21 protein-coding genes are annotated in these 23,672 nt (G+C 69.3%); 9 read left to right on the top strand and 12 right to left on the bottom strand.

All coding sequences use genetic code 11. The annotated features are described in order from the left end of the window. Positions 1–46: 46 nt before the first annotated feature. The 6 genes from ABS361_08495 to ABS361_08470 all read right to left on the bottom strand — a co-directional run bounded on the left by ABS361_08495 (position 47) and on the right by ABS361_08470 (position 7,749). The gene (locus ABS361_08495; GenBank protein XBY46246.1) at positions 47–1,522 is read right to left on the bottom strand and encodes a pyridoxal-dependent decarboxylase; all 1,476 of its coding nucleotides are present in this window, start codon (positions 1,520–1,522) and stop codon (positions 47–49) included. Positions 1,523–1,735: 213 nt separating this feature from the next. After that, positions 1,736–2,527, bottom strand: a complete 792-nt coding sequence (trpC, locus tag ABS361_08490; protein XBY46245.1) for an indole-3-glycerol phosphate synthase TrpC — start codon at positions 2,525–2,527, stop codon at positions 1,736–1,738. 8 nt (positions 2,528–2,535) lie between these two features. Continuing rightward, positions 2,536–3,549 (bottom strand): anthranilate phosphoribosyltransferase, encoded by a 1,014-nt coding sequence (trpD, locus tag ABS361_08485; GenBank protein ID XBY46244.1) that lies wholly within the window; start codon positions 3,547–3,549, stop codon positions 2,536–2,538. A gap of 30 nt (positions 3,550–3,579) precedes the next feature. Beyond that, the gene (locus ABS361_08480; protein XBY46243.1) at positions 3,580–4,188 is read right to left on the bottom strand and encodes an aminodeoxychorismate/anthranilate synthase component II; all 609 of its coding nucleotides are present in this window, start codon (positions 4,186–4,188) and stop codon (positions 3,580–3,582) included. Positions 4,189–4,321: 133 nt separating this feature from the next. Further along, positions 4,322–5,842, bottom strand: coding sequence for an anthranilate synthase component I (trpE, locus tag ABS361_08475; GenBank protein XBY46242.1), 1,521 nt, complete (start codon positions 5,840–5,842; stop codon positions 4,322–4,324). Positions 5,843–5,853: 11 nt separating this feature from the next. Next, on the bottom strand, positions 5,854–7,749 hold the full coding sequence (locus tag ABS361_08470) for a SurA N-terminal domain-containing protein (GenBank protein ID XBY46241.1): 1,896 nt from the start codon (positions 7,747–7,749) through the stop codon (positions 5,854–5,856). Between the two features lie 404 nt (positions 7,750–8,153). Between ABS361_08470 and tpiA the strand changes: the two genes are divergently transcribed. The 6 genes from tpiA (at position 8,154) to kdsA (ending at position 14,197) form a co-directional block, all read left to right on the top strand. Continuing rightward, positions 8,154–8,909: a triose-phosphate isomerase gene (tpiA, locus tag ABS361_08465; GenBank protein ID XBY46240.1), complete on the top strand. Its 756-nt coding sequence runs from the start codon at positions 8,154–8,156 to the stop codon at positions 8,907–8,909. A 202-nt stretch (positions 8,910–9,111) separates the two neighbouring features. Continuing rightward, positions 9,112–9,762, top strand: coding sequence for a preprotein translocase subunit SecG (gene secG, locus ABS361_08460; GenBank protein XBY46239.1), 651 nt, complete (start codon positions 9,112–9,114; stop codon positions 9,760–9,762). A 158-nt stretch (positions 9,763–9,920) separates the two neighbouring features. Further along, complete coding sequence (locus ABS361_08455) at positions 9,921–11,549, top strand: CTP synthase (GenBank protein XBY46238.1); 1,629 nt, start codon at positions 9,921–9,923, stop codon at positions 11,547–11,549. A 124-nt stretch (positions 11,550–11,673) separates the two neighbouring features. Further along, positions 11,674–12,093: a DUF350 domain-containing protein gene (locus ABS361_08450; GenBank protein XBY46237.1), complete on the top strand. Its 420-nt coding sequence runs from the start codon at positions 11,674–11,676 to the stop codon at positions 12,091–12,093. A 128-nt stretch (positions 12,094–12,221) separates the two neighbouring features. Continuing rightward, complete coding sequence (locus tag ABS361_08445; protein XBY46236.1) at positions 12,222–13,139, top strand: VOC family protein; 918 nt, start codon at positions 12,222–12,224, stop codon at positions 13,137–13,139. Between the two features lie 230 nt (positions 13,140–13,369). Then, positions 13,370–14,197 (top strand): 3-deoxy-8-phosphooctulonate synthase, encoded by an 828-nt coding sequence (gene kdsA / locus ABS361_08440; protein XBY46235.1) that lies wholly within the window; start codon positions 13,370–13,372, stop codon positions 14,195–14,197. A gap of 42 nt (positions 14,198–14,239) precedes the next feature. Here the strand turns inward: kdsA and ABS361_08435 are convergent, their stop codons facing one another. From ABS361_08435 to queF, 3 genes are all read right to left on the bottom strand, one after another. After that, a complete protein-coding gene (locus ABS361_08435) occupies positions 14,240–14,947 on the bottom strand; it encodes a YafY family protein (protein ID XBY46234.1) in 708 nt (235 codons plus the stop codon). A 6-nt stretch (positions 14,948–14,953) separates the two neighbouring features. Beyond that, entirely contained in the window at positions 14,954–15,262 is a 309-nt protein-coding gene (locus tag ABS361_08430) for a hypothetical protein (protein ID XBY46233.1), read from the bottom strand. A gap of 145 nt (positions 15,263–15,407) precedes the next feature. Beyond that, on the bottom strand, positions 15,408–15,866 hold the full coding sequence (gene queF, locus ABS361_08425; protein ID XBY46232.1) for a preQ(1) synthase: 459 nt from the start codon (positions 15,864–15,866) through the stop codon (positions 15,408–15,410). Positions 15,867–16,153: 287 nt separating this feature from the next. Between queF and ABS361_08420 the strand changes: the two genes are divergently transcribed. From ABS361_08420 to eno, 3 genes are all read left to right on the top strand, one after another. Next, on the top strand, positions 16,154–16,741 hold the full coding sequence (locus tag ABS361_08420) for a TetR/AcrR family transcriptional regulator (protein ID XBY46231.1): 588 nt from the start codon (positions 16,154–16,156) through the stop codon (positions 16,739–16,741). A 52-nt stretch (positions 16,742–16,793) separates the two neighbouring features. Further along, positions 16,794–17,081 carry a YciI family protein gene (locus tag ABS361_08415; protein XBY46230.1) on the top strand — a complete coding sequence of 96 codons (288 nt, stop codon included), beginning with the start codon at positions 16,794–16,796 and terminating at the stop codon, positions 17,079–17,081. 157 nt (positions 17,082–17,238) lie between these two features. Next, positions 17,239–18,516: a phosphopyruvate hydratase gene (gene eno / locus ABS361_08410; GenBank protein ID XBY46229.1), complete on the top strand. Its 1,278-nt coding sequence runs from the start codon at positions 17,239–17,241 to the stop codon at positions 18,514–18,516. Positions 18,517–18,617: 101 nt separating this feature from the next. Here the strand turns inward: eno and ABS361_08405 are convergent, their stop codons facing one another. The 3 genes from ABS361_08405 to mdoH all read right to left on the bottom strand — a co-directional run bounded on the left by ABS361_08405 (position 18,618) and on the right by mdoH (position 23,536). Beyond that, positions 18,618–19,646: a hypothetical protein gene (locus ABS361_08405; GenBank protein XBY46228.1), complete on the bottom strand. Its 1,029-nt coding sequence runs from the start codon at positions 19,644–19,646 to the stop codon at positions 18,618–18,620. 125 nt (positions 19,647–19,771) lie between these two features. Then, positions 19,772–21,178, bottom strand: coding sequence for a cytochrome P450 (locus tag ABS361_08400; GenBank protein ID XBY46227.1), 1,407 nt, complete (start codon positions 21,176–21,178; stop codon positions 19,772–19,774). Between the two features lie 153 nt (positions 21,179–21,331). Then, positions 21,332–23,536, bottom strand: a complete 2,205-nt coding sequence (mdoH, locus tag ABS361_08395; GenBank protein XBY46226.1) for a glucans biosynthesis glucosyltransferase MdoH — start codon at positions 23,534–23,536, stop codon at positions 21,332–21,334. Between the last annotated feature and the right edge of the window lie 136 nt (positions 23,537–23,672).

Here is a 23,672-nt window from a genome sequence, read left to right as displayed (position 1 = left end):
CGGTCGGGCTGCCGCGCTTTGGTGTCGTCCTCGCGTGAGCGGCAATCTAGCCGGCCGTCCGGGCGCGCGAAAGCGGTTCGGTGACGGTAGTCGCGCTGTCGAGCCGGCGCGCGATCTCGGTGATCGCCTCGAAGGCGATGTCGAGATCCGCCGCCGTGGTCTGGAACGAGCCGACCTGCAGGCGGATCGCGATGCGGCCGTCGACGCGGGTCTGGGTCAGGTAGGTGCGGCCGTCGTCGTTGATCGCCTCGACCAGCGCCAGATTATGCGCGTCGGCCGCGCCATCCGCTGCGCTGAGATGGCGGAAGGTGAACAGCGACAGCATCGGTTCCGTGACGATCTCGAAATCCGGCTCGGCACCGAGCCGGGCGGCGAGATCGCGGCTCCAGGCGACATGGTCGCGGATCATCGCGCGCAGGCCTTCGAGCCCGTGGGCGCGGATCAGGAACCAGAGCTTCAGCGCCCGGAACCGCCGGCCGAGCTGGATCGACCACTCCGAATAGTTGACCATGCCGTCGCGGCCGTAGGTCTTCAGGTATTCCGGATGGATCGCCAGCGTCCGCACCAGATCTCCCGGCGCGCGGACGAAATAGGTCGAACAGTCGAACGGCGCGCCGAGCCACTTGTGCGGGTTCATCACCACGCTGTCGGCCGCGGCGACACCCTCCCAGAGCGGCCGAAACTCCGGGCAGATCATCGCCGCGCCGGCCCAGGCGGCATCGACGTGCAGATGCAAGCCCTCGCGGTTCGCGATCGCGGCGATTGCGGTGACGTCGTCGAGCGCGCCGACGCTGGTGCCGCCGACGCAGGCGATGATGCCGGCGGGCTTGTGCCCGGCCGCGCGGTCGGCGGCGATCGCGGCTTCGAGCCCGGTCGGGTCCATGCCGCGCGTCGGGCCGGCGGTCGGCACGCGGACCAGATTGTCCTCGCCGATGCCCGCGATGCGGACGGCCTTGTCGATCGAGGAATGCACCTCGCCGCTGGCGTAGATCCGGAGCCGCGGCCCGCCGGCGAGGCCGGTCGCGTTGCCGGTGAAGCCGAGCGCGCGCTCGCGCATGGTCAGTACCGCGGCGAGCGTCGCCGAGGAGGCCGTGTCGTGGATCACGCCCTGGAACGTCGCCGGCAGATCGAGCGCCTGCCGCAGCCAGTCGAGTACGCGCGTTTCGAGTTCGGTCGCCGCCGGCGAGGTCTGCCAGAGCATGCATTGCGCCGACATGCCGGCGACCAGCATCTCGGCGACCACGGCGGCGGGCGCCGCGTTGCCGGGGAAGTAGGCGAAGAAGCGCGGATGCTGCCAATGCGTCATGCCGGGCGCGATCACGCGGTCGAAATCGGCGAAGATCGCCTCCATCGGCTCGGCCGCCTCGGGCGGCGCGGCCGCGATCTCGGCCGCGATCGAGCCCGGTACCACGCGCGGCCGGACGGGCAGGGCGTCGAGACCGTCGCGATAGTCGGCGGTCCAGTCGGCCGCCCTGTGCGCCCAGGTCCGGAGGTCGATCGTGTCTTCGGCGCGCATCGCCATCCGTCTCTCCCGGATTTTGTTGTCGCGACCGGCCGGCGGATGCGGGCCGTCGCCTCGTTGGGAACGGATCGATAGCCGATCGTACCGAAAGCGCCAGCGCCGCCGCGCTGAGGTGCCGTGCGGCACGGGGCTTGCCTGCGGCGGGCGGTCGCGGCGGGTCGGCCTCGCGCCGCGACCGGATGGGCGAGGCCTCGGCCGGCCTCTGCCCTGATGTCAGCGCGTAAGCAGCGTCCGCGTCGCGGCGGCGACGTCGTCCTGGCGCATCAGGCTCTCGCCGACCAGGAAGGTCTCGATCCTGACGGCTGCGAGACGCGCGAGATCGGCGGGCGTGAAGATGCCGCTCTCGCCGACGATGACGCGATCGGCGGGGATCATCGGCGCCAGCCGCTCGGAGGTCGCGAGCGTCACCTCGAAGGTCTTGAGGTTGCGGTTGTTGATGCCGACCATCGGCGAGGCGAGCGTCAATGCGCGTTCGAGCTCGGCCTCGTCATGGACCTCGATCAGCGCGTCCATGCCGAGCTCGAAGGCGGTCGCCTCGAGCGCGCGGGCGAGATCGTCGTCGACCGAGGCCATGATGATCAGGATGCAGTCGGCGCCCCAGGCGCGCGCCTCGTAGACCTGGTAGGTGTCGTAGAGAAAGTCCTTGCGCAGCGCCGGCAGCGAAGTCGCTGCGCGCGCGGCGGTCAGATATTCGGGCCGGCCCTGGAACGACGGCGTGTCGGTCAGCACCGACAGGCAGGCGGCACCGCCGGCCTCATAGGCGCAAGCGAGCGCCGGCGGGTCGAAGTCGGCGCGGATCAGGCCCTTGGACGGGCTCGCCTTCTTGATCTCGGCGATCAGTGCGAACTGCCCGGCCGCATGCTTGGCCTTCAGCGCGGCGGCGAAGCCGCGCGGTGCCGGTTGGTCGGCGGCGCGCGCCTTGATCTCGGCGAGCGGCACCGCGGCCTTGGCGGCCGCGATCTCTTCGCGCTTGTAGAGCTCGATCTTCTTCAGGATGTCGGTCATCGGGGTGCTCAGCGGTTCGAGACCAGGATCAGCGCATCGAGCCGGGCCCGCGCCCCGCCAGTGTCGATCGCGTCGGCCGCCCGTTCGACGCCTTCCTTCAGGCTCGTAGCCTTGCCCGCGACGACCAGTGCCGCGCCGGCGTTCATCAGCACCGTGTCGCGGTAGGCCGAGGGCTTGCCGTCGAGCACGCCGCGCAGCGCCTCGGCGTTGCGCGTGCTGTCGCCGCCCTTCAGGTCGTCGGGGTTGGCGACCGCGAGCCCGACCTCGGTCGGCGACACGTCGAAGAGCCGCACCTCCGTGCCGGTCCATTCGGCGACATGGCTGACGCCCGTCGTGGTGATCTCGTCGAGCCCGTCGGAGCCGTGCACGACCCACGCCCGCTCGGCGCCGAGCTGGCCGAGCGCCGCGGCGATCGGCTCGACCAGCGCCTTCATGTAGACGCCGGTCATCTGCCGCTTGACGCCCGCCGGGTTCGACAGCGGGCCGAGCACGTTGAAGATCGTGCGCGTGCCGAGTTCGACGCGCGCCGGACCGACGTGCTTCATCGCGGAATGATGCGCCGGCGCGAACATGAAGCCGAGCCCGGCCTCGCGGACGCATGCCGCGATCCGATCCGGCCCGATGTCGATCTTGACGCCGAGCGCCATCAGCACGTCGGCCGCCCCGGTGCGCGACGACAGCGCGCGGTTGCCGTGCTTGGCGACCGGCACCCCCGCCGCCGCGACCACGAAGGCCGAGGCGGTGGAGACGTTGTAGCTGCCGGAGCCGTCGCCGCCGGTGCCGACGATGTCGATGGCGCCGTCGGGCGCCTCGACGCGCAACATCTTGGCGCGCATCACTTCGACGGCGCCGGTGATCTCCTCGACGGTCTCGCCGCGCACGCGCAGGGCCATCAGGAAGCCGCCGATCTGGGCCGGCGTCGCCTCGCCGGACATCATCACGTCGAAGGCGGCGCGCGCTTCGGCGCGGCTCAGCGACTGGCCCCCGGCCACCTTGCCGATCAGAGTTCTGAGTTCGGACATGTCTCGCCCCGTTTGTCTCGATCGGTCCGATCAGGCCGCGACCGGCCGGCCGCGGTGCCGGCCGTTGTAGTCGCGAGCGATGTCGAGGAAGTTCTTGATGATCTGATGACCGTGCTCGCTGGCGATCGATTCCGGATGGAACTGCACGCCATGGATCGGGTGCTCGACATGCATGAGCCCCATCACCAGACCGTCTTCGCTGGTCGCCACCGGCACGAGCGAGGCCGGCATGCTCGCCCGCTCGACGATCAGCGAATGGTAGCGCGTCGCCGTGAAGTCGTTGTTGAGCCCGCGGAACACGCCGCGGCCGTCGTGGTGGATGGTCGAGGTCTTGCCGTGCATGAGATGCGGCGCGCGGATCACCTTGCCGCCGTAGGCCTGGCCGATCGCCTGATGGCCGAGGCAGACGCCGAAGATCGGCATGGTCGCGCCCAGCCGCTCGATCACCTCGAGACAGATGCCGGCCTCGGTCGGCGTGCAGGGCCCCGGCGACAGCACGATGCCTTCCGGGTCGAGCGCGATGATCTCGTCGACCGAGATCTTGTCGTTGCGCACGACCTTCAGCGATGCGCCGAGCTCGCCGATGTAGTGGACGAGATTGTAGGTAAAGCTGTCATAGTTGTCGATGACGAGAAACATGGAAGCGATCTTCTCTTCGAGAGGCGAGGGCGCGGGATCATTTGCGCGCCGTCTTCAACGGGTTTCGATTGCCGGTCGACCCCGCTTCACCATCGCTCGCCGAGCATCGCGTTCCTGTGCATCGCCATCGCCCTTATTGTCCCCGTCGCGAGGCCGAGGCGAAGCGTACCGCCTCTTCGGCCGCGCGGAACAGGGCCTTGGCCTTGTTCACGCATTCCAGGTTCTCCGAGGCCGCGACCGAGTCGGCGACGATGCCGGCGCCCGCCTGGGCGTACATCTTGCCGTCCTTGACGATCGCGGTGCGGAGAATGATGCAGGTGTCCATCGAGCCGTCGGCGGAGAAGTAGCCGACCGTGCCGGCATAGATGCCGCGCTTGTCGGTCTCCAGCTCGTCGATGATCTCCATCGCGCGCACCTTCGGCGCGCCCGAGACCGTGCCGGCCGGGAAGCCGGCCGCGAGCGCATCGAGCGCATCGTGGTTGGCGGTGTCGAGCCGGCCGACCACGTTCGACACGATATGCATGACGTGGCTGTAGTACTCGAGGAAGAACTTGTCGGTGACGCGCACCGTGCCGATCTCCGCGACGCGGCCGACATCGTTGCGGCCGAGATCGAGCAGCATCAGGTGCTCGGCCAGTTCCTTCGGATCGGCGAGCAGTTCCTCGGCGAGCGCCTTGTCCTCGGCCGGCGTCGCGCCGCGCCGGCGCGTGCCGGCGATCGGCCGGATCGTGACGTCGCCGTCGCGAACCCGGACCAGGATCTCCGGCGACGAGCCGCAGACCGCGAAGGCGCCGAAGTCGAGGAAGTAGAGGAACGGCGCCGGATTGACGCGCCTGAGCGCCCGGTAGAGCGCGAAGGCGGGCAGGGCGAACGGCGCCTCGAACCGCTGCGACAGCACCACCTGGAAGATGTCGCCGGCCGCGATGTACTCCTTGGCGCGGCCGACCATGCGCGCGAATTCCGCCTCGCTGGTGTTCGACACCATCGGCACGTCGAGCGCCAGTTCGGCGCCCTCGTAGGGTGTCTTGTCGACGGCCCGGTCGAGCGCCTCGACCACGTCGGTCAGCCGGTCGACCGCGCGGGCATAGGCCTCGCGCGCCGACACGCCCGGCTGCGGCCGGATCTGCGTCACGACGGTGATCTCGTCCTTGACCGCGTCGAAGGCGAGGATCGTGCGCGGCCGGACCATGATCGAATCCGGCAGGCCGAGGCCCTCGTTCTTCGGCTGGCCGAGCTCCTCCATCTGGCGGACCATGTCGTAGCCGAGATAGCCGAACATGCCGGCCGCCATCGGCGGCAGACCCTCGGGCAGCGCGAACTCGCTCTCCTTGAGAAGTCTGCGCAGCGCTTCCAGGCTCTTGCCCTCGATCGGCTCGAAGGCGTCCCGGTCGGTGGCGAAGCGGCGATTGACCTCGCCGGCCTCGCCGCGGGCGCGGAAGACGAGATCCGGATCGAGCCCGATCATCGAATAGCGGCCGCGCACGGCGCCGCCCTCGACCGATTCGAGCAGGAAGCAGTGGTCGCGCGTCCCGCAGAGCTTCATGTAGGCCGAGACCGGCGTCTCGAGATCGGCGACCAGCGTCGTCCAAACGACGGTCGGCCGACCGGCGTCGTGGATCGCGGCGAAGGCCTCCTCGGACGGTTCGATGCGCATCGTCGCGGTCCTCAGTTCCGGGTCGGCGCACCGATAGTGCGCTGGAGCACGGCGCTGTTGACCGAGCCGAGCAACTGGCTCTGCGAATAGCGCAGGTACTGGTCGAGCATCGCGTCGCGGACCGAGGCCTCGAGGTCGTGCGCGGGGGTCTTCAGATCCTCCGCCTCGGCGAAGAACACCGGCGCCTCGACGCCCGTGACCTTCAGCACGATGCGGCTGTCGTTCGGCCCGTTGGCGGTGCCGACGTGGCCTTCCGGTCCCTCGAAGGCGACCTGGGTGGCCGACTCGCCGAGCGCGGGCAGCGCCGGCGTGCGCTTGACCTTCTCGGCGGTCTCGACCTTGAGCCCCGCCGCGGTGGCGACCTCCTCGATCGTCTTGCCACCCTGGATCGCGGCGACCATCTCGACCGACTTCTGCGCCAGGCGCTGCTTGGTCTGCTCGGCGATCCAGCGCGCGACGACGTCGGCGCGGACCTCGTCGAGCGGCCGGTCGTGCGCCGGCTTGATCGCGCTGACCTCGTACCAGATGTAGCCGTTCTGGCCGTAGGCGATCGGCTCGTTCTCGACGCCGACGTCGCTCTCCCAGGCGGCGCGCAGGATGCGCGGCACCTCGGGGAAGCCGGTCAGCTCTTTGCCGTCGGTGGTCTTGCCGTCACGGGTGACATCGCCGGTCTGCACGATCTTCATGTCGAAGCGCTTGGCGATGTCGGCGAGCTTGGCGCCGCCGGCGAGCGCGTCCTCGATCTGCGCGCGACGCTGGCCGACCTCGTCCTCGGCGCGCGCCTTGGCGAGGCCGGCGCGCAGCTCGTCCTTGACCTCGTCGAGCGACTTCGAGCCGGCCGGCTTCACGTCGGCGAGACGCACGAGCACGGTCGAGAACCGGCCCTTGACCGGCGCGGAGACGTCGCCGGCCTTGGCGAGCGCGAAGGCGGCGTCGGCGACCGCCGGATCGAGGAAACCGTCCTTCGGCAGGAGGCCAAGGTCGATGTCCTCCGGCTTCAGGTTCTTTTCCTTGACGATCTCGTCGAAGCGCGTGCCGGCCTTGATCCGATCGGCCGCGGCGGCGGCGTCCTCGGGCTTGTCGAAGGCGAGCTGGTCGACCCGCCGGCGCTCCGGCTGGGTGTAGCGGCTCTTCTGGCGTTCGTACTCGGCCTTCACGTCGTCGTCGGTGACGTCGGACGCCTTGGTGATCGAGGCGGCATCGAGCACGAGCACCGCGAAGTCGCGGTACTCCGGCGCCCGGAAGCCGCCCTTCTTGTCCTCGTAGTACTTGGCGAGATCGGCGTCCGACGGCGGGTCGATCGTGCCGACGACCGATGGCGGCAGCACCACATACGCGACCTTGCGCTCCTCGTTGAGAAACTGGTTGGTCGCCTCCAGCATGGTCTTCGGCGCCGCCATGCCGCCGATCAGCCCCTGGATGAGCTGCTGGCGCTTGGCCGCGTCGCGCGCGGTCACGATATAGGTGTCCTCGGTCCAGCCGTTGCGGCGCAGGAGCTCGGAGAACATCGCGCGGTCGAACTTGCCGCCGGTCTGGAACGCCGGATCGGCGCGGATCTGGTCGGCGACGCCGGCGTTCGAGACGCCGATGCCGAGCCGGCGTGCCTGCTCGGTGAAGGTCGCGTCCTGGACGAGCTGCGACAGGATCTGGCTCGGCATGCCGAAGGCGAGCGCCTGCTCGCGGCTGATCGGCCGGCCGACCTGTTGCGAGATGCGGTCGAGTTCGCGGCGATAGGCGAAGTCGAAGTCCTGGGCGGTGATGTCGCGACTGCCGACGCTGACGATCGTGTTGCTGCCGAAGCCGCGGAACACGTCCGCGATGCCCCAGACCGCGAAGCTGACGATGAGCAGGCCGAGGAGAAGCTTGGAGACCCAGGTGGAAGCGCCGCGGCGCAGGACGTCGAGCATCGAGCGGAACACCGAACACGAATAGGGATGAGGACGGCGCGCGTGAGCGGCCGTCGCGAGAGGCGCGGATCATAGGAACCACGACCCCGGAGAGCAAGCCGACAGAGCGGCTCGTCATCGACCGGCTCCGCCGATGCCACCGAAGCGCGGCCGCGCGATGGCCGGAGCGTGACGGAACAAGCCGTCGGAACGACGCTGCGACGCGCCGGGACGGTCCCCAAAGGCCCCGTCCGGCCGTGTTCTCCAAGTGCAATTTCTTGAAGGAATGGTGGATCTCGCGACTGTTGTTGCACTCGCGCCAGCTTCCTCGTTGAAATTTGCCGCACCGCACATTGGTACGATTGCTCGCGGACCGATTCTTCTGTTAGCGGAGTGCCGCTCGAGCCATGGGATCGGAGAAGAACATGAAGCCGCTGATCGCGGGAAACTGGAAGATGAACGGCACGGCCGCCTCCGGTCGGGAGTTCGACTTGATGACTTCCGGTTATGACGCTGATCTGCAGGCGCGCTGTGATCTCCTGGTCTGTCCGCCGGCGACGCTGCTCGGCGCGTTCCGAATGCGCGCTGGCGGCACCGGCGTCCGGCTCGGCGGCCAGGATTGCCATGTGAAGCCGTGCGGGGCGCACACCGGCGACATCTCGGCCGAGATGCTGCGCGATGCCGGCGCCGAGTTCGTGATCGTCGGCCATTCCGAGCGCCGCTCGGACCATGGCGAGAGCGATCCGGTGGTCAAGGCCAAGGCGATGGCCGCCCGCCGGGCCGGCCTCGTCGCGGTGCTCTGCATCGGCGAAACCGCCGAGGAGCGGCGCGGCGGCCGCACCCTCGCGGTGATCGTCGATCAGCTCGAAGGCTCGCTGCCGGACGAGGCGACGCCCGAGACACTCGTCGTCGCCTACGAGCCTGTCTGGGCGATCGGCAGCGGCCTGACCCCGACGGTCGACGATGTCGCCGAGGTGCACGACCTGATCCGCGGCAAGCTCGTCGACCGCTATGGCGCCGCGATCGGCGACAGGATCCGGATTCTCTATGGCGGCTCGGTGAAGCCGTCGAACGCGGCCGAGCTGCTCGCGGTCGAGAATGTCGACGGCGCGCTCGTCGGCGGCGCGAGCCTGACCGCGGCGGATTTCCTCGCGATTGCAGCCGCCGCGCCGCGCGGATGAGGCCGCGGAGCGAGGCCGGATCGCCGCGACAGCGCAGGTCTCGTCCCGACGGGGTGGCGCCGCGTGCGCCGATCGTGTAAGACGCCGGCCGAATTGCGTCGCGGCCCGCGGCGCCCCATATGCACGCCCGGATCGAGGCAGCGCCGGACCGAACGGGTCCGGCGCGCCGGTCGGCCATGAGAGAAACGGATCGGACGGATCGATGGAAACCGTCATCATCGTCATTCACCTGATGATCGTCGCCGCGCTCGTCGGCGTCGTCCTGCTGCAGCGGTCCGAGGGCGGCGCGCTCGGCGTGGGCGGTGGCGGCGGCTTCATGTCGAACCGCGGCACCGCCAATGCGCTGACCCGGATGACGGCGATCCTCGGCACCGGCTTCTTCGTCACCTCGATGGTGCTGGCGCTGCTCGCCAAGAACGGCGTCGAGCGGCCGTCGTCGATCCTCGACCAGCCGGGCCAGACGGCTCCGGCCGGCGGCGCGGCGCGTCCGGCGGGCAACCAGCCGGCGCTCGGCACCGGCCAGGGCGGCATCCTCGACCAGCTGCAGCAGATGCAGCGCGGCGGCCAGCCCGGCGCCGCGGCTCCGGCTACCCCGGCTCCGGCGCCCGCTGCGCCTGCGGCCCAGGCCCCGGCTGCGCCCGCTCCGGCGCCCGCTGCTCCGGCTGCCCAGACCCCGGCCATCCCGGCTCCGGCCGCTCCGGCGCCGGCACCGGCGGCGTCCGAACAGCAGTCGACCGCTCCGGCAACCGAGGCGGCCCCCGCGGCGCAGGCTCCGGCCGCTCCCGCTCCGGCCGCGCCCGCTGCCGAAGCCCCGGCTCCGGCGCCGCAGGCCGACAAGCCCGCGGCTCAGTGATCCAAGCGTAGACATCCGGCGTGCCGCGCCCGAACGCGGGCACGCCGATCCGATCCGAACGGCGCCGCGGGTCCCCTCGCGGTCCATCCCCAATTTTTGTTGCGCACCCCGTTTTTCGCGCCTGCGAATCGGGGGCGCTCTTGTTATGGTCGAGGCCCATGGCGCGGTACGTTTTCATCACCGGCGGCGTGGTATCTTCGCTCGGCAAGGGGCTTGCGTCTGCGGCCCTCGGAGCGCTTCTCCAGTCACGCGGCTACAAGGTCCGGCTTCGCAAGCTCGACCCCTATCTGAACGTCGATCCGGGGACGATGTCGCCGTATCAACACGGCGAATGCTTCGTGACCGATGACGGCGCGGAGACCGATCTCGACCTCGGTCACTACGAGCGCTTCACCGGGCGTCCGGCCAACCGGCAGGACAACATCACGACCGGCCGGATCTATCAGGACATCATCACCAAGGAGCGCCGCGGCGACTACCTCGGCGGCACGGTCCAGGTCATTCCGCACGTCACCGACGCGATCAAGGACTTCGTGCTGACCGGCAACGAGGATTTCGACTTCGTGCTGGTCGAGATCGGCGGCACGGTCGGCGACATCGAGGGCCTGCCGTTCTTCGAGGCGATCCGCCAGCTCGGCAACGATCTGCCGCGCGGTCAGGCGGTCTATATCCACCTGACCCTGATGCCGTGGATCCCGGCCGCGGGCGAGCTGAAGACCAAGCCGACCCAGCACTCGGTCAAGGAACTGCGCTCGATCGGCATTCAGCCTGATATCCTCCTGGTGCGCGCCGATCGCGAGATCCCCGAGGGCGAGCGCAAGAAGCTGTCGCTGTTCTGCAATGTGCGCCCCTCCGCCGTGATCCAGGCGCTCGACGTCGCGTCGATCTACGACGTGCCGATCGCCTATCACCGCGAAGGCCTCGACGACGAAGTCCTCGCCGCCTTCGGCATCCACGATGCGCCGGCGCCGAATCTCGATCGCTGGCAGGAGATTTCCAGCCGCATCAAGAACCCGGAAGGCGAGGTCACGATCGCCGTCGTCGGCAAGTACACCGGCCTCAAGGACGCCTACAAATCGCTGATCGAGGCACTGACCCACGGCGGCATCGCCAACAAGGTCAAGGTCAACATCGACTGGATCGAGTCGGAGATCTTCGAGCAGGAGGATCCGGCGCCGTTTCTCGAGCATGTGCACGGCATCCTCGTGCCCGGCGGCTTCGGCAAGCGCGGCACCGAGGGCAAGATCGCCGCGGCCGGCTATGCCCGCAAGCGCGGCATCCCGTATTTCGGCATCTGCTTCGGCATGCAGATGGCCGTGATCGAGGCGACCCGCAGTCTCGCCGGCGTTTCGAACGCGAGCTCGACCGAATTCGGCCCCTGCGAGGAGCCGGTGGTCGGCTTGCTGACCGAATGGGTGCAGGGCAACGAGCTGCAGCGGCGCGTCGAAGGCGGCGACCTCGGCGGAACGATGCGCCTCGGCGCCTACCGTGCGCATCTCGCCTCGGGCTCGAAGATCGCCGAGATCTACGGCGCGAGCCAGATCTCCGAGCGCCATCGCCACCGCTACGAGGTCAACATCGCCTATCGCGATCGCCTCGAGGCCAAGGGCATGCGCTTCGCCGGCATGTCGCCCGACGGCGTGCTGCCGGAGACGGTCGAACTCGTCGACCATCCGTGGTTCGTCGGCGTGCAGTACCATCCGGAACTGAAGAGCCGCCCCTTCGAGCCGCACCCACTGTTCCGCAGCTTCGTCGAAGCGGCGATCGTGCAGAGCCGGTTGGTGTGAGGGATCGACGGACGCGCGGCGGCCGGCGCCGCGCTTCTCGTCTGCCGACGCGCGATCGCATTGAGCCCGTCACGCATCTGGGCTACGAACGAGACGGTTCCGTTCGAGCCGGGGAGGTGACGGCATGGACTTCGCGCATCTGACCGAGAGCCTGCAGGGTTTCGGGCCGTTCCTGCTTTACGTCGGCCTGTCGCTCGGCCTGATCGCGATCTATGCCGCCGTCTACACCTGGACGACCGCGCATGACGAGCTCGCGCTGATCCGCGACGGCAACTTCTCCGCCGCGGTCGCCTTTTCCGGCAGCCTGATCGGCTACACGCTGCCGATCGCGGCACTGATCCTCAACACGCGGACAGTGCTCGAATTCCTGATGTGGGGCGTGATCGCTCTCGTCGTTCAGGTCGGTATCTACTGGTTCTTCCGCCTGCTCATGATCCGTGACGTCTCGGCCCGCATCACGCGCAACGAAGCCGCGACCGGCACGCTGCTCGCCGCCGCGTCGCTGGTCGGCGGCATCGTCAACGCCGCCGCGCTCGCGACCTGATTGCGGCGCCCGATACGGCGCTGAACAACGGCGACTGGGTGCCGCGGACGAGGCTCCCTCGACCCGACCGCCGCCTCGATCCCGGGGCGCACCTGCGACAACACGACTTCTCGAAGCGGAGGCGCCCGATGGCCCGCGCAAGTGCCGAACTCGCCGCCGTGCAAGCCCCGTTCTGGACGCCGCGCGGCATCGACCATCTGGTCCTCGCGGTGCGCGATCTCGACGCCGGCGCCGAGACCTGGGCCCGCATGGGCTTCACCCTGACGCCGCGCGCCGAACACCCCTGGGGCACGGCGAACCGGCTCGTACAGTTTCCGGGCTCGTTCCTGGAGATCCTGTCGGTCGCGGCGCCGGAGAAGATCGCGGCCGCGCGCGGCGCGAACTTCTCCTTCGGCGCCTTCAACCGCGACTTCCTCAAGCGCCGCGAAGGCATGTCGATGCTCGTGCTCGAATCGCAGGACACCGACGGCGATATCGAGAACTTCCGCGCGCACGGCCTGACGACCTACCGGCGCTTCGATTTCGCCCGCACCGCGATCACGCCCGACGGCGAGCCGCGCGACGTCGCCTTCAGCCTGGCCTTCACCGGTCCGCGCGCGGAGCGGGACGCCGGCTTCTTCACCTGCCGGCAGATCCACCCGGAAAACTTCTGGAATCCGGACTACCAGGCGCACGCCAATTCCGCGACCGGCCTCGCCGAGGTCGTGTTGGTGGCGCGCGATCCGGCCGATCACCATGCCTTCCTGTCGGCCTTCACCGGCGAGCGCGAGATCCACGCCACCGGCCGCGGCCTGTCGATCGCCACGCCTCGCGGCGTGGTGAGCTGCCTGACCCCGGTCGCGTTCCGTCATTGGTACGGCGCGGAGAACCTGCCCGCCGATCCGGACGCCCTGATGTTCGGGGCGATCGTGATCAAGGTCGACCGGTTCGGCGATGCCGCCGCGCAGCTGATCGCCGGCGGTTTCGACGTCGCCGATCGGCTCGGCGCACTCGTCGTGCCGGCTGCGGCCGCGCACGGCATAGCCGTGGCGTTCCGCGAGGCATGAGGCGGCTCGCCGCTGGCCGTCGCCGAAGCGGTTGCCGGCGCGCGGCCGAGCCATTAGAGCAAGGCCCGATCGGAGTGATTCACTCCGATCGGAAAAGGCTTGCGTTTACAAATAGGCTGGAGCGGCATCCGATCCCATCCGATCGGAGGCCGCTCTAAGTCAGCGCTGACCGATCCCGGCCGTCCGGCCGTCCCTTCGTCCGATGCTTCGGACCTCGAGGTATTTGCTCCATGACCGCAGCTTTCGAAGTCGCCGCAGGCCCCGTCCGGTTCGGCAATCATCTGCCGCTCGCCTTCATTGCCGGCCCGTGCCAGCTCGAAAGCCGCGCCCATGCGCTGGAGACCGCCGCCGCGCTCAAGGAGATCGCGACCCGCCTCGGCGTCGGGCTCGTCTACAAGACCTCGTTCGACAAGGCGAACCGCACGAGCGGCACGGCCGCCCGTGGCGTCGGCCTCGAGGCGGCGCTGCCGATCTTCGCCGAGATCCGCGAGAGCCTCGGGCTTCCCGTCCTGACCGACGTCCACGACGCCGCCCAGTGCGCGCCGGTGGCTGAGGCCGTCGACGTCTTGCAGATCCCGGCCTTCCTGTGCCGCCAGACCGATCTGCTGCTCGCCGCCGCCCGGACCGGCCGGGTCGTCAACGTCAAGAAGGGCCAGTTCCTGGCGCCCTGGGACATGAGGAACGTCGCCGCCAAGCTGACCGGCGCGGGCAACGACAAGGTGCTCCTGACCGAGCGCGGCGCGAGCTTCGGCTACAACACGCTGGTCTCCGACATGCGCGCGCTGCCGATCATGGCCGAGACCGGTTTCCCTGTGATCTTCGATGCGACCCATTCGGTCCAGCAGCCGGGCGGGCAGGGCACCTCGACCGGCGGCCAGCGCGAGTTCGTGCCGGTGCTCGCCCGCGCCGCCGTCGCGGTCGGCGTCGCCGGCGTCTTCGTCGAGACGCATCCGGATCCGGACAAGGCGCCCTCGGACGGCCCGAACATGGTGCCGCTCAAGGATTTCGAGGCGCTGGCGAAGACGCTGATGGCCTTCGACAAGCTCGCGAAGGGCTGATCGCGGCCCGAACCAGCCCGAACCAGGCGGCGCCGGCTTGCCTCAGGCCGGCGACTTCGGCAGCGGTCGCGGCATCTGGTGGCACTCAAGCGCATAGAAGTCGGCGATCGTCCTGCCCGGCTCGGGCGCAAAGCGCTCCGCCGTCGCCTCCATCGCGTGGCATCGGTCCAGCCGGAAACAGCGAAAGCCGTCGCGCAGGTCGCACCAGGCGGTCAGCGTCCAGACACCACCCCAGAATTCGAGTTCGAGCGGCCGGACGATCCGGCCGGACCGGCGTGCGTGTTCGTCCTCGTAGTCGAGCGCGAGCCGGACACGGTCTCGGATCGCGCGGCGGGCGAGGGCGATGCGCTGCTTGACCTTCGGCGCCGTGGTGGCGAACACCGCGATGCCGTCCCGCGACGCGCGCCGCCGGTTCGCGTCCGGCACCACGGCCTCGACCTTGACCATCAGCTCCGCGAAGGCGCGGCCGGTTTCCTCGTCCGCGAGGGCGGCGACCAGATCCGCGCCGATCCGCAGCGCGGAGAGTTCTCCGGGCGTCAGCGTCAGCGGTGGCAGGAAGCCGTCGCCGCGCATCAGATAGCCGACGCCGCGCTCGCCCTCGATCGGCGCGCCGCTGCCGATCAGGGTCTCCATGTCGCGGTAGATGGTCCGGACCGCGACCTCGAGTTCCTCGGCGAGGTCGCGCGCGGTGCGGAGCCGCCCGCCGCGCAACGCCTGCAGGATATCGAGGAGGCGGTCCGCCCGGCGCATGGGTCCTCAGGTCTTGGAGCGTGCTTGCACGGGGAGATGTTCGATCACCGTGCTCGCCATGTCGATGGTGTTGAGGAAGGCCGCGCAGTCCGGCGAGTTGCCGATGACCGCCGAGGCCGCTTCGGCGGCCGCCATGTCGGCCCATTCGATGATGTCGATCATCGCGCCGTCGGCACGATGCAACTGCCGGCGCCAGCGGAACCCCGGCTGACTGTCGCAGATCGCATAGGCCGGCGCGGCCGCGGCCTGGAAGGCGGCCTCGCCGATGCCCGGCTTCAGGCGAAACGTGATGTGTTCGATGACTTCGCTGTGCATGAGATGTCTCCCGGTTGGCACGGGATCGCTCATACCGGAGCCCAACTGCCAGCATGGTGTCAGCAGGCTGAGGCGCGCCGGCGAAATCGGCGGCGCACGCGAACGCCCCTCGTCCGGCCCGCGCGCTGGGGCTCGCGTGCTTTCCTCACCCACGCCCGCGATAGCCGGGGACGCCCTGGTCCGGGATCCAGACGCCCTTCGGGGGCTCGCCGGTCTGGTAGAACACGTCAATCGGGATGCCGCCGCGCGGATACCAGTAGCCGCCGATCCGCAGCCAGTGCGGCGCCAGCAGCTCGGCCAGACGACGGCCTATCGCGACCGTGCAGTCCTCGTGGAAGGCGCCGTGATTGCGGAAGCTGGTCAGGTAGAGCTTCAGCGACTTCGACTCGACCAGCCAGCCGTTCGGCACATAGTCGATGACCAGATGGGCGAAGTCCGGTTGGCCCGTCACGGGGCAGAGCGAGGTGAACTCCGGCACCGTGAAACGCGCGCAATAGAGCGCGTCGGCATGCGGGTTCGGCACCCGGTCGAGCCGCGCCTCGTCCGGAGACGCCGGCTGCTCGATCGCGTGGCCCAGCTGGAGGGTCGAAGGGTCGATGGTCATGCGTCGGTCCTGCTGCGGTCGCCGTCGCCGGCGGGATGTCGTGGTCAGGCGAGGCGGGCGGTGGGGGCGGCGCGTCTGGCCGGCCCGCCTCGGCGTCCGCGGGACGCGGCCGCCGGCGCGATCGCGCTCTGTCGCGATCCCATAGCGCATTCCGGCCCGATCGAGCCAGCCTGATCGCTCGGCCTTGATCGTCTCGGACAAATGTCCTAGAACTTGTATAGGACGATTGTCCTAATGTCGTGGGGCGCGTGGCCAGCACGGTTGCGGAGGCGAAGAAAGGGGCAACGATGGCGGCGACCGACACGCGCGAACAGATCGTCGAGGCGGCCGACCGTCTGTTCTACGAACAGGGCTTCGACCACACGTCCTTTGCCGACGTCGCGGCGGCGGTCGGTATCTCGCGCGGCAATTTCTATTATCACTTCAAGACGAAGGACGAGATCCTCGACGCGGTCGTCGCCGCGCGGCTCGACCGGACGCGGGCCATGCTCGATGTCTGGGAGCATGAAGGCGCCGATCCGGCGGACCGCATCCGGCGCTTCGTCCGCATCCTGATCGACAACCGCGCCAAGATCATGCGCCATGGCTGCCCGGTCGGCACGCTCTGCAACGAGCTCGCCAAGCTCGATCATGCCGCGAAGAATGCGGCCGCCGCGATCTTCACCGCTTTCCAGAACTGGCTCGCCGTGCAGTTCGCCGCCCTCGGCCACGCCGAGGAGGCCGATGCCCTGGCGCTGCATCTGCTCGCGCGCACGCAGGGCGTGGCGACGCTCGCCAGCGCGTTCTGCGACGAGGCCTTCATTCGCCGCGAGGTCACGGGCGTGGAAGCCTGGCTCGCGGCGCTCCAGGGCGGCCGGGATATCGCCGGTCACTGATCAAGACGGATCACGAGCCGGCGCAGGTCCGGCCGTCGAGGAGGGGGAAGTCATGTTCGTCGTCTCGCTGTCGTTCTCGGCCAACAAGGCGCGCGCGCCGGACTTCATGGAAGGCCATAATGCCTGGATCGCGCGCGGCTTCGCCGATGGCGTATTCCTGCTGACCGGCAATCTGCAGCCCGCCGCCGGCGGCGCGATCGTGGCCGACGGCCTGTCGCGCGCCGAGCTCGAGGCGCGGCTGAAGCAGGATCCGTTCGTCGCCGAGGACGTCGTGCGCGTCGACATCGTCGAGATCACGCCGCGCCGGACCGATCCGCGGCTGGCGTTCCTCGCGGCGTGAGGCTCCACACCGACCGAGGGCGGCGGCGGATTGTCAGCGCCGCCGCCTTAGGTCGCATCGCGATCGGTCTAGGCATCGTCATGTGGCTCGGCTATAGCAGCGCCGAAACCGGCGCCGCGCATCCGGTGCGCCGGGCCTCGATAGCCAGGAGACGTCCATGACCGCCATCGTCGATATCGTCGGCCGCCAGATCCTCGACAGCCGTGGCAACCCGACCGTCGAGGTCGACGTCGTGCTCGAGGACGGCTCCTTCGGCCGCGCCGCGGTGCCGTCGGGCGCCTCCACCGGCGCCCATGAGGCGGTCGAGCTGCGTGACGGCGACAAGTCGAAGTATCTCGGCAAGGGCGTCACGAAGGCCGTCGACGCCGTCAACGGCGAGATCTACGACGCGATCGCCGGCTTCGACGCCGAGGACCAGAACAAGATCGACGAGACGCTGATCGCGCTCGACGGCACGCCGAACAAGGCCCGCCTCGGCGCCAACGCCATCCTCGGAGTCTCGCTGGCGGTGGCCAAGGCGGCAGCGGAAGCCGCGAACCTGCCGCTCTACAAGTACGTCGGCGGCCCGAGCGCCCGCGTCCTGCCGGTGCCGATGATGAACATCATCAACGGCGGCGTGCATGCCGACAACCCGATCGACTTCCAGGAATTCATGATCATGCCGGCCGGCGCGCCGACCTTCTCGGAAGGCCTGCGCTGGGGTGCGGAAGTATTCCACACCCTCAAGGCCGAGCTGAAGAAGGCCGGCCACAACACCAACGTCGGCGACGAGGGCGGCTTCGCCCCGAACCTCGCCTCGGCGACCGCCGCGCTCGACTTCGTCGTCGCCGCGATCGAGAAGGCCGGCTTCAAGCCGGGCCAGGACATCTACCTCGCGCTCGACTGCGCCGCGACCGAGTTCTTCAAGGACGGCAATTACGTCTATGAGGGCGAGGGCGTGACCCGTTCGCCGGCCGAACAGGCGGCCTATCTCGCCGATCTCGCGTCGAAGTACCCGATCATCTCGATCGAGGACGGCATGTCCGAGGATGACTGGCACGGCTGGAAGCTCGTGACCGACAAGATCGGCAAGTCGGTCCAGCTCGTCGGCGACGACCTGTTCGTGACCAACTCGACCCGCCTGCGCCAGGGCATCGCCCAGGGCGTCGCCAACTCGATCCTGGTCAAGGTCAACCAGATCGGCTCGCTGACCGAGACGCTCGACGCCGTCGACACCGCCCACCGCGCCGCCTATACCGCGGTCATGTCGCACCGCTCCGGCGAGACCGAGGACTCGACCATCGCCGATCTCGCGGTCGCGACCAACTGCGGTCAGATCAAGACCGGCTCGCTCGCCCGCTCGGACCGGCTCGCCAAGTACAACCAGCTCCTGCGCATTGAGCAGATGCTCGGCGACACCGCGCGCTATGCGGGTCGCTCGATCCTGAAGGGCTGAGGCGCCGAATCCATCGGCTCGAACGAAATCGCCCGCTCCTCGTGAGCGGGCGATTGCATTTTCGGGGCACGATGGCGGATGTGCCGGCCCGTCGAGGGCCCTCACTCGAACCGGTTGTCGAGAAAAAACCACTGATCCGAATGTGCCAGCACGATCGGCTCGATCACGGCGTTGAGCGCGATCACGTCGTCGATCAGCGGCGCCTTCGGGTCGCGGTCGGACGGCAGGTCGATCGGGGCCTGGAAGCGGACACGAAACCGCGCCCCCTCGACGCGGGTGCAGTTGTAGACGCAGATCCGCGCGCCGGTCATGCGCTTCATCCGGACCGCGATGGCGAGATTGCCGTCGAGATGCGGCGGCCGGTCGAAGAACGGCGCCATGACCTTTCGCTCGTGCGTCTCGTCGCAATAGATCGACACCGCCCCGCCGGCCTCCAGAAGCCGGATCGCCGGCCGCGTGCCGGCCTTGCCGGGCGGCAGCAGGCCGGCGCCGAAGCTGGTGCGGACCTCGCGGGCGACATAGTCGCGCGCGTGCTCGTGCGGCGGCGTGTAGTTGATCGACCAGTCGAAGCCGAGTTCGGACAGGACCGGGAACATCACCTCCCAGTTGCCGGTGTGGCAGCAGACCAGAATCGTCGGCCCGGCGCGCCGCACGCGCATCAGGTCTTCCGCGCCCTCGACCGCGATGCGGCCCTCGCGCTTCAGCCGATGCAGCACCGAGAACTCGGTCATCAGCCGGCCGCCGTTCTCGTAGTGCGAGATCACGGCGCGCTCGATGCGCTCGTCCGACCAGTCGGGATGAATGCGCTTGAGGTTCCGGCGCGCGCCGATCGCTGTGTTCGGCTGCACGCGCGGCCCGAGCACGCGGCCGATCCAGGCGCCGACCGACGAGCAGGCCTCGGTCGGCAGCAGCCGGAACACATGATGCAGCGTGATTTCGAGCGCCCAGGAAGCGCCGTTCGCCCGCCAGTAGCGGAAAAAGGCCCGGCGCCGCTCGGGCCCGGCGACGAGATCCTTCAGCGTCGGAATGTCCGGCGGCGTCCAGATCCACGGCTTGCGCGTCTTGGCCGGACCGGCCGCATCGCGCTGCGCCTCGTCGGGCGTCGCGCCACGCGGGTCGGCGGCGCGCATCCCCGTCGCCGTCTCGGCGCTCGCCCCCACCGCCGTCCCGGCGTTGGTCCTGTCATGCGACGCCGAACCGGTCGCTTGGTCCGATCCCCCCTCGATCATCCGCCCTCGCTCACATCAACCTCGGCTCAGGCGCGCGGCGTCACCGTGACCGGCAGGCCGCCGTCCGGGCGCAGCGTCAGCCGGCAGATCGGTTCGACCTTGGTGCCCGGCACCGGGCGGACCTTGAACCGCTGGATCAGGATCGCGAAGCACAGGATCGCTTCTGTCAGACCAAACGACAGGCCGGCGCAGATGCGCGGGCCGATCGCGAAGGGTATGTAGGTGTAGGGCGTCGGTCGGCCGGTGCCGACGAAGCGCTCGGGCAGGAACCGGTCCGGCTGCTCCCAGAGGTCGCGCGTGCGATGCAGGAGCCACGGCACGACCAGCACGAGCGCGGCCGGATCGACGTCGACGTCGATGACGCGGTCGGCGTTTTTGGCCTGCCGGGCCAGGATCGGCACCGGCGGATAGAGCCGCAGCGTCTCCTCGATCACGGCGCGGCACCAATCGAGCTTGTCGACATCGGCGACCGTCGGCGTGCGTCCGCCGCAGACCCGCTCGATCTCGCCGAGCACGGCTTCCTCGACCCAGGGCGCGTTGGCGATCAGATACCAGGCCCAGGTCAGCGTCGCGGCGGTGGTCTCGTGGCCGGCCATGAAGATGGTCGCGGCCTCGTTGCGGAGCGCCGAGACGTCGAGCCCGAGTTCCGGGCTCTTCTGCTGGCGCTTGACCAGCAGGTCGACCATCGAGTTGTGGTCGCCCTTGCCCTGCAGATGGTCGTCGATGACCTTGCCGATCACCTTGTCGACGCGCGCCACCGAGCGGCGCAGCCGCGGGCCGCGGATGATCGGCATGCCCTCGTCCATGCCGAGGAAGTAGCCGATGTTGAAACTGTCGATGACGTCCTGATAGCGCGTGAAGCCCTCGATGACCTCATGCGCGGCCTCGGCGCCGAGGTCGTTGCCGAACACGGTGCGCGCGATGATCTCGGCGGTGAGCTCGGCCATCTCGACGAGGGCGTTGAACGGCGTGTCGCCATAGTCGGCCCAGCGCTCGGCCATGGCGACCGTCACGGCCTCCATGGTCTTTCCGAACACCGGCACGCGGTTCTTGTGCACGATGTCGGCGACCAGCGGCCGGCGCCGCTTCCAGGTCTCGCCGTCGGAGATGAACAGGCCGTCGCCGATCAGGTATTCGAGCGCGCGCCGCATCTGCGGGCTCTTGCGCTCGAAATTGTCGTGGCGGGTCGCCATGACGTATTTCACCGATTCCGGCGAATTGGCCAGGATCACCTGCCGGCCGAGCACGCGCTGGGAATGCACCTGCGACATGTAGGCGGACTCGGGGAAGATCGAGATCAGGCTGCGCTTCGCGGCCAGGATCGTGTCGAGCGTACCGAGCGTGTGCGACGGGGGGCGGGGGCGCGCCGGTTCGAACCAGCCGGGCCCGCTCTCCTCGAGGTAAGGCGCGGGCTTGTGAAAGAGATGCAGCATGGGCTCGGCCCCTGAAGAGATCTGAAGGCTCTCGCCCCCACGCGAGAATGAGGCGGAGAAGACGCCGCTGCCCGGCCCGTGTCAACCGGGAGATGCCCGAAGCGCGGCGCCTCCGGCATCTCCCCTATGGCGGGCTTAGGCGGTGGATAAGGCTCAGGAAACCGCGACCGGCATCTCGCCCTGCGGCACGATGGTCGGCGCCGGTTCGCTGACGGTCGCCAGCCGCTGCAGCTCCGAGACGAGCTGCGGCCGCGCCAGCACGGCGAGCCGCTCCTTGGTCGACAGCCAGCGCAGCGCTTCCTCCAGGCTCGTCGCCTCGCGGATCTTGGCTTCCGCCATGACCGGCTCGAGCTCCGGCTTGCCGCGCTCGCGCAGCGGGGCCGGCAGCAGGAGCCGTTCGTGCAGTTCGCGCACGCGCGGATCGGCGACGACCAGCGTCAGACCGTCCTCGACTTCCGGCAGCTCGGCCTCGGTCTCGGCCTGCAGCAGGTTCGCCTCGACGATGATGGTCGGCGCGTCGGTCTCCTCGGGGATCATCATGAGGTCGAGCCGCTTCAGCGCGAGCCCGGCCGCGGCCGAGCCGCTCGCCCAGGACACCGGCACCGCGAGCACGAGCCCGATGAGCGTCGGCGCCATCCAGGCGACGATCGCCGGCGAGATCACATAGGCCGCGAGCCCCATGAACACGCCGATCGCGGCATGCTGCCAATGGTGGCGGATCACCTCGGCGACCGGGATGCCGCCGTCGTCGCGCCGCTGCGTCGACCAGCCGGAGTCGCGCCCCGACAGGATCTCGATCACGTGCCGGCTCTGCAACAGCATCATCACCGGCGCGACCAGCGCCGAGAGCAGCGTCTCGAGCAGCAAGCTCGCGACGATGCCGAGCGCGCCGCCGCACTGCCGGCGCAGCCTCGGCTGCAACAGCGTCTCGATCGTGCCGAGCAGCTTGGGCAAGAGCAGCACGAACATGGTGATCAGGAACAGCTGAAGCGCGCGTTCCGAGTCGAACCGCGGCCAGGCCGGATAGAGCGAGAACTCCTTGGAGAAGTACTCCGGCCGGATGAACTTCGCCTGCAAGGCGAGCGCGAGGCCGACGAGCAGCAGCGCCAGCCAGATCGGCGAGGCGAGATAGCTCATGATGCCGGTCGCGAAATGGATGCGGCTCGGCCAGGCGAGCCCGCGCGACGGCAGCACGGCCATGTGCTGGAGATTGCCCTGCGCCCAGCGCCGGTCGCGCGCGGCGACGTCGAGCAGCGACGGCGGGCTCTCCTCGTAGGAGCCGCCGAGCCACGGCACCATGTAGACGCCCCAGCCGGAGCGCCGGATCAGCGCCGCCTCGACGAAGTCGTGGCTCATGATGTGGCCGCCGAACGGCTTGCGACCGCGGATGTCGGGCAGGCCACAGGACTGCGCGAAGGCGACCGTGCGGATGATCGCGTTGTGGCCCCAATAGTTGCCGTCGCGGCCCGACCAGACCGCGAGCCCGCGCGCGATCACCGGTCCATAGACCCGGCCGGCGAACTGCTGGAGCCGGGCGAACAGCGTGTTGCGGTTCACGATCACCGGCAGCGTCTGGATGATGCCGGCCTTCGGATCGTCTTCCATCAGCTGCGCGAGCATGGTCAGCGTCGAGCCGCTCATCAGGCTGTCGGCGTCGAGCACGAGCATGTGCTCGTAGCGGCCGCCCCAGCGGGTGACGAAATCGGCGACGTTGCCGGCCTTGCGCGCGATGTTCTTGTGCCGGCGGCGATACCAGACCGCCATGCGGCCGGCGAGCTTGTGCCGGAGCCGCATGAAGGCGATCTCCTCCTCGATCCAGACCGTCGGATCGGTCGTGTCGGAGAGGATGAAGATCTCGAAATTGTCGCCGGCGCCGAGCGCCGCGATCTCGTTGCCCATGGCCTCGAGCGCGGCCATCGTGCGGGCCGGGCTCTCGTTATAGACCGGCATGATCAGCGCCGTGCGGGTCCGGAGCGGCCGCGGCTCCGGCGTCTTGCGCGCGCGCTCGAAGAAGCCCGCGACGAAGCCGGCGATGCCGCTCGCCGCCGATAGCGCGATCCACGAGAAGGTGACGCCGAACAGCACGATCAGCGGCCATTCCAGGCCGACGATGCCGCCGGCCTTCACCACTTCGACCATCTGCCGGATGCCGAAGGCGGAGAGCGCGATCGCGCTGCCGAACACGAACAGGCGGGCGAACAGCGTCCAGCCGGAGGGGCGGCCGTCGACGCGAGTCGGCCGCGGCCCCTTCCACGCCCGGAGGTTCTGCACCGGCATGGCGAGCGTCACCTCCGGCGGCACCGGGGGGAGATGTGCCAGGTCGGTCGCCGGTCTCAATTCCGTGGTCGTGCCGTCCATCATGGACCTTCCGCTCGGGATCGATCGCTCCGCCAGACGGGGTCTGCAAGGCGGAGCCAAAGGTCTGCCGTCGACCGGGAGGCCCGTCCGACGGCGTATTGGTAGCCGTTTTCGTCACGTCGCGGAATTCCGAAAC

Source organism: Ancalomicrobiaceae bacterium S20, from assembly GCA_040269895.1.
GTDB classification, from domain to species: domain Bacteria; phylum Pseudomonadota; class Alphaproteobacteria; order Rhizobiales; family Ancalomicrobiaceae; genus Methyloraptor; species Methyloraptor flagellatus.
The sequence above is the reverse complement of the archived record's forward strand: the minus strand, read 5'-3'. Positions and strand labels throughout refer to the sequence as shown.

What these genes read in the sequence shown, in the direction of transcription:
- ABS361_08495 (XBY46246.1), bottom strand. Translation starts at nt 1,522, where the DNA reads ATGGCGATGCGCGCCGAAGACACGATCGACCTCCGGACCTGGGCGCAC.
- trpC (XBY46245.1), bottom strand. Translation starts at nt 2,527, where the DNA reads ATGACCGACATCCTGAAGAAGATCGAGCTCTACAAGCGCGAAGAGATC.
- trpD (XBY46244.1), bottom strand. Translation starts at nt 3,549, where the DNA reads ATGTCCGAACTCAGAACTCTGATCGGCAAGGTGGCCGGGGGCCAGTCG.
- ABS361_08480 (XBY46243.1), bottom strand. Translation starts at nt 4,188, where the DNA reads ATGTTTCTCGTCATCGACAACTATGACAGCTTTACCTACAATCTCGTC.
- trpE (XBY46242.1), bottom strand. Translation starts at nt 5,842, where the DNA reads ATGCGCATCGAACCGTCCGAGGAGGCCTTCGCCGCGATCCACGACGCC.
- ABS361_08470 (XBY46241.1), bottom strand. Translation starts at nt 7,749, where the DNA reads ATGCTCGACGTCCTGCGCCGCGGCGCTTCCACCTGGGTCTCCAAGCTT.
- tpiA (XBY46240.1), top strand. Translation starts at nt 8,154, where the DNA reads ATGAAGCCGCTGATCGCGGGAAACTGGAAGATGAACGGCACGGCCGCC.
- secG (XBY46239.1), top strand. Translation starts at nt 9,112, where the DNA reads ATGGAAACCGTCATCATCGTCATTCACCTGATGATCGTCGCCGCGCTC.
- ABS361_08455 (XBY46238.1), top strand. Translation starts at nt 9,921, where the DNA reads ATGGCGCGGTACGTTTTCATCACCGGCGGCGTGGTATCTTCGCTCGGC.
- ABS361_08450 (XBY46237.1), top strand. Translation starts at nt 11,674, where the DNA reads ATGGACTTCGCGCATCTGACCGAGAGCCTGCAGGGTTTCGGGCCGTTC.
- ABS361_08445 (XBY46236.1), top strand. Translation starts at nt 12,222, where the DNA reads ATGGCCCGCGCAAGTGCCGAACTCGCCGCCGTGCAAGCCCCGTTCTGG.
- kdsA (XBY46235.1), top strand. Translation starts at nt 13,370, where the DNA reads ATGACCGCAGCTTTCGAAGTCGCCGCAGGCCCCGTCCGGTTCGGCAAT.
- ABS361_08435 (XBY46234.1), bottom strand. Translation starts at nt 14,947, where the DNA reads ATGCGCCGGGCGGACCGCCTCCTCGATATCCTGCAGGCGTTGCGCGGC.
- ABS361_08430 (XBY46233.1), bottom strand. Translation starts at nt 15,262, where the DNA reads ATGCACAGCGAAGTCATCGAACACATCACGTTTCGCCTGAAGCCGGGC.
- queF (XBY46232.1), bottom strand. Translation starts at nt 15,866, where the DNA reads ATGACCATCGACCCTTCGACCCTCCAGCTGGGCCACGCGATCGAGCAG.
- ABS361_08420 (XBY46231.1), top strand. Translation starts at nt 16,154, where the DNA reads ATGGCGGCGACCGACACGCGCGAACAGATCGTCGAGGCGGCCGACCGT.
- ABS361_08415 (XBY46230.1), top strand. Translation starts at nt 16,794, where the DNA reads ATGTTCGTCGTCTCGCTGTCGTTCTCGGCCAACAAGGCGCGCGCGCCG.
- eno (XBY46229.1), top strand. Translation starts at nt 17,239, where the DNA reads ATGACCGCCATCGTCGATATCGTCGGCCGCCAGATCCTCGACAGCCGT.
- ABS361_08405 (XBY46228.1), bottom strand. Translation starts at nt 19,646, where the DNA reads ATGCGCGCCGCCGACCCGCGTGGCGCGACGCCCGACGAGGCGCAGCGC.
- ABS361_08400 (XBY46227.1), bottom strand. Translation starts at nt 21,178, where the DNA reads ATGCTGCATCTCTTTCACAAGCCCGCGCCTTACCTCGAGGAGAGCGGG.
- mdoH (XBY46226.1), bottom strand. Translation starts at nt 23,536, where the DNA reads ATGGACGGCACGACCACGGAATTGAGACCGGCGACCGACCTGGCACAT.